Annotated in this window: 6 protein-coding genes; all 6 read right to left on the bottom strand. The window is 70.4% G+C overall.

What is annotated here, in order from left to right; all coding sequences use genetic code 11:
* A partial coding sequence (locus tag AOK01_RS33065; protein ID WP_055518202.1) for an IclR family transcriptional regulator occupies positions 1-570 on the bottom strand: 570 nt, incomplete at its 3' end.
* The gene (locus AOK01_RS33060; RefSeq protein WP_245702524.1) at positions 567-1,493 is read right to left on the bottom strand and encodes a PaaX family transcriptional regulator; all 927 of its coding nucleotides are present in this window, start codon (positions 1,491-1,493) and stop codon (positions 567-569) included. The genes AOK01_RS33060 and AOK01_RS33065, both read right to left, overlap by 4 nt.
* 172 nt (positions 1,494-1,665) lie before the next feature.
* Positions 1,666-4,590, bottom strand: coding sequence for a glycoside hydrolase family 2 TIM barrel-domain containing protein (locus AOK01_RS33055; protein WP_055518200.1), 2,925 nt, complete (start codon positions 4,588-4,590; stop codon positions 1,666-1,668).
* Positions 4,590-5,489, bottom strand: a complete 900-nt coding sequence (locus tag AOK01_RS33050; RefSeq protein WP_079103967.1) for a carbohydrate ABC transporter permease — start codon at positions 5,487-5,489, stop codon at positions 4,590-4,592. The genes AOK01_RS33055 and AOK01_RS33050 overlap by 1 nt, the downstream gene beginning before the upstream one ends.
* Before the next feature lie 14 nt (positions 5,490-5,503).
* Complete coding sequence (locus AOK01_RS33045; protein ID WP_055518199.1) at positions 5,504-6,469, bottom strand: carbohydrate ABC transporter permease; 966 nt, start codon at positions 6,467-6,469, stop codon at positions 5,504-5,506.
* Positions 6,469-7,755 (bottom strand): extracellular solute-binding protein, encoded by a 1,287-nt coding sequence (locus AOK01_RS33040; RefSeq protein WP_055518197.1) that lies wholly within the window; start codon positions 7,753-7,755, stop codon positions 6,469-6,471. Before AOK01_RS33040 ends, AOK01_RS33045 begins: the two co-directional genes overlap by 1 nt.
* Positions 7,756-7,861 lie beyond the last annotated feature (106 nt).

The following is a 7,861-nucleotide window of genomic DNA, read 5'->3' as shown; positions in this document are numbered from 1 at the left end:
CCCGGCCGTGCTGCGCCGCACTTCGGCGAGGGTGCGGCGCAGCACGGCCGGGTCCGTAATGGTGTGCGGGGTGAAGCTGGCGAGCGGGCCGCCGCAGTACGTGTCCTGGAACGCCGGCTCGCAGTGGGCGAGCAGCGCGAGTCCCACGCCGGTCGCGTGCAGCGGCCAGCGCGCGCCCACCTGGATCCTCACGCCCACCGCCGAGCGGCCGGAGATCCACTCGATGTAGACGACCTCGGAGCCGTCGCGGACGGCCAGCTGCACGTTCTCGTGCGTGGCTTCGTAGAGGTCCTCCAGATACGGCAGCGCGACCTGCCGCAGTGGGAGGCCGCGCGGGGAGAGCGCCGCGATCTCCCACAGCCGCAGGCCCACGTGGTAGATCCCGCCCGCGTCGCGCTCCAGGGCGCCCCAGTCGCTGAGCGCGCCCACGAGCCGGTGCGCGGTGGTGAGGGAGAGCCCGGCCCGGCGGCTGATGTCCGTGAGGGAGAGCGCCGGGTGGTCGTGGTCGAAGGCGCCGAGCACGGCCAGCAGCCGGTCGGGCGCGGACGGTGCGGAGCCGGGCGCGGTCATGCGTCGAACCCGGTCTCGGCGACCCGTCGCCGCGGGGTGTGCGCCGGCACCAGATCCAGTAGGTGTTCCGCTGCCTCCTGTGCCGGTGGGGTCAGTCGGGTGTACACCGTCTTGAACGTCTTCTCGGCCTGCTCGGCGGGCCAGTCGTCCGGGAGGTGTTCGACCGGCAGGCGCGGGTCCCGGCGGATCACCTGCAGCCACTCCGTCGACAGGCGCAGCCGCAGTGCGAGCGCGGCGAGAGGGGGCTCCCCCCGGCCGGCGGAGAACGGGGAAACCTCGTCGGCCGCGGGTTCCGTCGTCTTCCGGTCCTCCTTGCCCTCCCGGTGCTCCCAGTGCTGCCAGCGGTCGGCGAACGCCTCGTAGTGCGTGGCCAGTTCGCCCAGTTCCCAGGTCTCCTCGACCATCGCGTCGATGTCCATGCCGGCGTCCGCGTGGGCGCGGAAGATCTTCACATGGGCGGACAGGCCCAGCTCGGCGACGAGCCCTGAGACGTCCGCCTCGCCGGGCGCGATCCACAGCCCGCCGAACAGCGGGCCGAAGCCGCTCCACGTCAACCGCGCCCGTAGATCGTGCCGTTGGCGCTGCCAGGACTCGGGCAGCGAAAAGCCGAGCAGCGTCCAGGTGCCGTCCCACCGGCGGTTGACGGCCCCCGCCTCCCAGATCCGCCGCTCGCCGTCCCGCAGCACCGCCTCGGAGCGCTCGGTCAGCCCGAAGTACATGCGGCGTCCCTCGCGCTGCCGCCGCAGCAGGCCGCGGCCGACCATGCGCGTCAGGGTCGAGCGGGTCGCGTGTTCGCCGACGCCCGCGCGCCCGAAGACGTCGATGACGCTTCCCGAGTACACGCAGACGTCCCGGCCGAGCACTTGGTCGCCCAGGAACGACAGCATGAGGGACTGGGGCCGCAGGGCCTCGGCAGTGGTCACCCGGCCACGGTACGCCCGCGAATCGGCCCGTGACCAGGTAGTACCTTCCGACGAAGGGCTGGGGCGCAGCCCCGCCCGTCAGGGGCGCGGGGAACTGCGCGCTCGGCCCCCACCGGCCCGCAGATGTGAACCGGCCCCCCCCCGCCACCTCGCGTTCGCCACAGGTCACAGGTCACAGAACCCGCAGTGTCCACTCCCACCGGTGGGTGCCCGCCGCGACCAGGTACCCGGCCGAGGTGTCGGGCCCGCACGACGCCGTGCCGAGACCCCGGTGCGCCGCGTCGAGGTGGACGACACAGCCCGGCCGCGGGACCAGCTCGTCATGGTGTGCGGCAGCCGCCAGGTCCTCGGCCCGGTACCGGTTGACGGAGACCTGCCCCGGCGCCCCGAGCTCCACGGCAAGACCCGTGGCGTCCGGCGCCGACAGCGTGAACCGGCGCACCCCGTGCCGGCCACCGCTCTCCTGCGGTCGCAGATACGGCGTGAACAGCTCGTCCACCGGAAGCGAGTGGTGTCCCACGGGCGCCCCGGCACTGCGGTCCGGGTACGACTCCCAGGGGCCCTGCCCGTACCAGTCCAGGACATCGAGTCCGGGGACCGTCTCGAAGACCGTGCCGACCCTGGCCACGTCGTCGAGCCCCGCCGGCAGTTCGGCCGACTCCTCGATGCGCAGACCGCCGGTGACCGGGGTGAACACCTGCTCGTGGCGGACGGGCCCGGCCCCGGTCGCGTACTCGCTGAGCACGACGACCCGGGAGCCCTCGTCGCGTACGTCCACGACCTCGCGTACGAGTGCGTCGAGACCCCAGTCGTGCCAGCGGGCCGCCATGCCGCCCAGCTCGTCGTTGTCGGTGGGCGCCCGCCACAGGGAGAGCACCGGCGCGGACGTCAGCAGCGGATGGACCAGCAGCGCGTCCTCGTCCAGCGTGACGGCCGGACCGTCGGCGGGCTCCGGCGGCGCGTCGGTGACCGCGGCGCTCAGCCGGACCTGCGGCACACACACCTCCGTGCCGAGCGGCGCCCACGCCTCGTCGTCCGCGGTCGTGACCCGCAGCGTCAACCACGCCTCACCCGCGGCCGGTTCGGGCAGCGGGAACGGCAGTGGCACCGCCGCCGACTCGCCCGGCTGTACGGCGGGCAGTTCGGCGGGCAGGCTCTGCGAGGTGCCGTCGGCGCGCACGAGGCGCCACTCGGCGGCCAGCCACTCCAGGCCCCTGAAGTGCTGCCGGTTGTGGACCCGGAGCACTCCCTCGTCGTACGTCAGACGGACCGGCCCCGCGATCTCCCGGTGCTCGTACATCACGGGCTTCGGCGTCCGGTCGGGGAACACCACCCCGTCGGCGATGAACGCCCCGTCGTGGATCGTCTCGCCGAAGTCGCCGCCGTACGCCCAGCGGTGGCCGGGGGCGGTGACCCCGTTGTCGTACAGTCCGGCGCCACCGCGGCCGGCCGGTCGTCCGTCGTTCACCCGCTGGAGGATGCCGTGGTCCCAGAACTCCCAGATGAAGCCGCCCTGAAGGCCCGGGGTGGACTCGATGGCGGCCCAGGTGTCGGCGAGCGTGCCGTTGCTGTTGCCCATGGCGTGCGAGTACTCGCACTGGATGAGCGGCTTGGTCTGCTTCCCGGACCGGGCGTGCGCGACACAGTCCTCGATCGGCGCGTACATCGGGCAGGCGATGTCGGACGCGACCGACCGGTCGGCCCAGCCGGTCTTGGCGGCTCCCTCGTACTGGATCGGCCGGGTCGGGTCGTGGCGCCGCACCCAGCCCGCCGCCGCGTCGTGGTTCGCGCCGTAGTCGGACTCGTTGCCCAGCGACCAGACGATGATCGACGGATGGTTCTTGTCGCGCAGCACCATGCGGGAGACCCGGTCCACGAACGCGGCCAGATAGCGGGGGTCGTCGGCGATCTCGTGGGCGTGGTCGTGCGACTCGATGTCCGCCTCGTCCACGACGTACAGGCCCAGCTCGTCGGCGAGGTCGTACAGCGTCGGGTCGTTCGGGTAGTGGGAGGTGCGGACCGCGTTGAAACCGAACCGCTTGAGGACGGTCAGGTCCGCGCGCATGTCGTCCGCCGTGACGGTGCGCCCGGTCAGCGGATGGAAGTCGTGCCGGTTCACGCCCCGGATGTAGACACGCTCGCCGTTGACCAGCAGGTCCCGGCCGCGGATCTCGACGTCCCGGAAACCGACCCGGTGGTGCGAGGTGTCGGCGACCGAACCGTCGGCCCGGTGCAGCCGCACGGTCAGCCCGTACAGGTGGGGCGTCTCGGCCGTCCACGGGCGTACGTCCTGGACGGTGGTCCGCAGCCGCGCCTCGCCGAGGAAGTCGGACACTCGCATGTCCTCGGCGTTGAGGCGATCGAACTCCGTGTCCTGGACCAGGAGTTGGCCGTCCAGGGCCGCGGTGACGTACCACCCCTCGGGCAGCGGCCCGCCGGCGTCGCGCACCGTGCAGTCCACCCTCAGCCGCCCGTCCTGCCGCGCGCGTACGGTCACGTCCGCGAGGTGCAGCGGGTCGGTGGCGTACAGCAGCACCGAACGCGTGATCCCCGCGTGCCACCACTGGTCCTGGTCCTCGATGTGTGAGGCGTCGGACCACTTGACGACGGTGAGCCGTACGGTCGCCGGGTCCCCGGGGCGTACGACGTCGGAGAGATCGAACTCGGCCGCCAGGTGGGAGTCCTTCGAGATGCCGACAGGACGGCCGTTCACCTGGACGAGGAGCACGCTCTCGGCCGCGCCCACCTGAAGGACGACGCGGCGTCCGGCCCACTCTGCGGGGATGTCCACGGACCGCTCGTGGACGCCCGTCGGGTTCGCGGCGGGTGAGTGGGGCGGGAAGTCGCCGAAGGGCATCCGGACGTTGGTGTACTGGGGCAGGTCGTCGGCGCTCTGCATGGTCCACGCGCCGGGCACGTCGAGCCGGGTCCAGTCGCCGGAGGAGCTGTTCGGCGACGGCAGCAGCTGGAAGTGCCAGGAGCCGTCCAGGGGAAGCGCGCCGGCGCGCCGGTCCACCGCGTTCATCGGCAGCCGCTGCCAGGAGGTCGTCTCCGGTGACTCCCAGGGGCGCTGGGAGAGCAGGTGATCGCGTGCCATCAGCGGATCGCCCCCTTGCCGAGGTCGGCGATGATCTGCTTGGCGCCGATCGCGAAGACGACCAGCAGCGGGATCAGGGCCAGTACCGCACCCGTCATGACCATCCCGTAGTCCGTGGTGCCGTGGACCCCGTTGAGCTGGGACAGGGCGACCTGGAGGGTCACGTTGTCCGGGTCGGTGAGCGCGATCAACGGCCAGGCGTAGTCGTTCCACTGGCCCATGAACGTGAAGATGCCGAGGAAGGCGAGACCGGGCCGGACCACGGGCAGGGCCACGTGCCAGTACTGGCGCAGGAAGCTCGCCCCGTCGATCTTCGAGGCGTCGAGCAGCTCGTCGTGGATCGCGCTCTTCATGTACTGCCGCATCCAGAAGATGCCGAACGCGTTGGCGGCGGCCGGCACGATCAGTGAGGTCATCGAGCCGATCCAGCCCAGCTTCGCCATGATGACGAACTGCGGGATGGCCGCGAGCTGCGCCGGCACCATGAAGATCGCCATCATCGTCGCGAACAGCACGCGGCGGCCCGGGAAGCTGAACTTCGCGAAGACGAACGCGGCCAGCGAGTCGAAGAAGAGGACGAGGAACGTCACCGAGACGGCGACGAGCAGCGAGTTGAACATCGACCCGAAGAAATCGACGCTGTCGAAGAGCTTGCTGAGGTTGTCGTCGAAGTGCGAGCCGGGCAGCAGCTTCGGCGGGTAGGAGAAGATCTCGGTCGACGTGTGCGTCGACATGACCACGGCCCAGTAGAACGGGAACGCGGAGAGCAGCACGCCGAGGATGAGTGAGACGTGGAGGGCGACGGCCCGGCGCCCGGTGCCCCGGATGCGCTTGGCCCTGAGAGGTTCGGTGCGGGGCGGCTCGGTGGGGGCGGGCTCGGTCTGTGTGGTGGTTGCCATGGTGACGGGCCTCCCTAGTCCTCGCCCCGGCGCTGTACCAGGCGCCAGTTGACGATCGAGAAGATGACGACGACGAGGAAGATGCCCCAGGCCACGGCGGCGCCGTAACCGAAGTCGTTGTTGTCGAAGGTCTGCTGGAAGAAGTAGAGGACCATCGTCCGGCCCGCGTGGTCGGGACCGCCCGAGAACGTCGACTCGTTGGCGGTGGACTGCAGCAGCACCTGCGGTTCGGAGAAGCTCTGCAGTCCGGTGACGGTCGAGATGACGAGCACGAACAGCAGCACGGGCCGCATCAGCGGCAGCGTGATCCGGAAGAAGGTCTGCACGGGCCCGGCGCCGTCCATGCGCGCCGCCTCGTACAGCTCGCCGGGGATCGTCTGGAGTCCGGCGAGGAAGATGATCGCGTTGTAGCCGGTCCACTGCCACGTCATCAGGGTGGCGATGGCGACCTTGATGCCCCAGGGCGTGTTCAGCCATGCCACCTGGTCCAGGCCGACCGCCTGCAACAGGGCGTTCACCAGGCCGAAGTTGGTGGAGAAGACCGAGCCGAAGATGATCGCGACGGCCACCACCGAGGTGACGTTGGGCAGGAAGAACGCGAAGCGGTAGACGTTCTTGAAGCGGACCGCCGAGTTGAGCATCACGGCCGTGACCATCGCCAGGAAGATCATGGGGAAGGTGGCAAGGGCCCAGATGATCAGCGTGTTGCCGATCGAGCTCCAGAAGTCGGTGTCGCTCAGCAGATAGCGGTACTGCGAGAGCCCCGCGTACTCCATCGAACCGAGGCCGTCCCAGCGGTGGAACGACAGGTAGAGGGAGAAGCCGACCGGGATCAGACCGAAGGCGAGGAAGAGGAGGTAGAAGGGCGAGATCGCGGCGTACAGGCGCCAGTAGCTCAGGATGCCCTTCTTGTGATGGGCGGAGGAGGGCGGCCCGGCGACGGGTGCCGGGGGCTTCTCGACCAGCGGGACGGTGGCCATCAGTGGCTCACCCCCAGGTGGTCCGCGATCCGCCGGCACTTGCTCATGGCGTCCCTCCAGGCGTCCTCGGGGTCCTTGCCGAGGACACCGACGTTCTTGATCTCGTCCTTGACCGGCTGCCCGAGCGCGACGTCGTACGGGCTGTTGAAGGCGACCGGGATCTTCTCCGCGGCCGGTCCGAAGACGTCCATCGTGATCTGGTCGCCGAAGAACGGGTCGTGCTCGCGGAGCTTCTTCATCCCGTACGAGGCGGGCGTCGACGGGAAGAGTCCGGCGTCCATGAAGCCCTGGGCCTGGTTGTCCGCGCCGAGCAGCCAGGTGATGATCTCGAAGGCCTTCTCGGGTTCACGGCACGCCTTGGTGATCGCCAGGAACGAGCCGCCGACATTCGAGGGGCCACCGGGACAGTTCGCCACCCGCCACCTCCCCTTGGTCTTCGGGTACTGGAGCTTCAGGTCGCCCGCGGCCCACGAGGCGTTGAGCTGGCTGGGCAGCTGCCCGGTCTCCGTGGCGGAGATCGCGTCGGGCGTGCCGCTCACGATGCTGGACACGATCCCGCGCCGCTTGGCCTCCACGGCACGGTCCCAGGCGGCGCGCACATGGTCCTGGTCGCCGATGAAGTGCTTGTCCCGGTCGACGAACCGCTGGGTGCCCTGGCCGATCGACATGTCGAAGACGCTGGTGACGTCGGTCAGGATGAACGCGCCGGGGACACGCTTCCTGAGCTGCTCGCCCGCCGCGAAGAACTGCTCCCAGGTGCCCATCTCCCGCGAGACGTCGGCCGGTTCGTACGCGAGCCCGGCCTTCTCGTAGACGGCGGGCTGGTAGTACTGCACGACGGGACCCACGTCGATGGGGAAGCCGACGAGGCTGCCGTCCGGGGCGACTCCCTGCTGCCACTTCCAGTCCAGGTACCGGCTCTTGAACTTCTCCGCGCCGAGGGTGCGCAGATCCACGAACTGGTCGGCGTTCGGCAGGTACGACGCCATGTCCTCGCCCTTGAGCCCCGCGATGTCGGGGACATGGGCCTGGCCGGTCATCGTGGTGATGAGCTTGGAGCGGTAGTAGCCGCCGATCTGGATCGCCTTCAGGTCGACGGCACTGTCGTAGCGGGCCTTGGCCTTCTTGACGACGGTGTCGCTCAGGCCGCCGCTCCAGTACCACAGCACCATGTTCCGGCCCGTCGAGCCGGTCGGTACGGCGCAGCCGGACGCCAGGCCGCCGAGCGCGGTGGCGGCCGTACCGGCCAGACCCGCGCGGAGCAGGCCTCTTCGTGAGAGCCGCACAGCTCCCACCGCCTTTCGGATGTGTTCGGTCTTCGCATCGGGACAGACGCGTCAGGGGAGATCGGGCATGCCGTGGGGGGCGGGTGGTGTCACCGGGGCGTGGGGG

Origin of the sequence: Streptomyces aurantiacus (genome assembly GCF_001418335.1) — a bacterium.
Classification (GTDB): domain Bacteria; phylum Actinomycetota; class Actinomycetes; order Streptomycetales; family Streptomycetaceae; genus Streptomyces; species Streptomyces aurantiacus.
This window is presented reverse-complemented; position numbering and strand designations above follow the sequence as displayed.

Coding starts and splice junctions, on each gene's coding strand:
- AOK01_RS33055 (WP_055518200.1), bottom strand. CDS start 4,590: ATGGCACGCGATCACCTGCTCTCCCAGCGCCCCTGGGAGTCACCGGAG.
- AOK01_RS33050 (WP_079103967.1), bottom strand. CDS start 5,489: ATGGCAACCACCACACAGACCGAGCCCGCCCCCACCGAGCCGCCCCGC.
- AOK01_RS33045 (WP_055518199.1), bottom strand. CDS start 6,469: ATGGCCACCGTCCCGCTGGTCGAGAAGCCCCCGGCACCCGTCGCCGGG.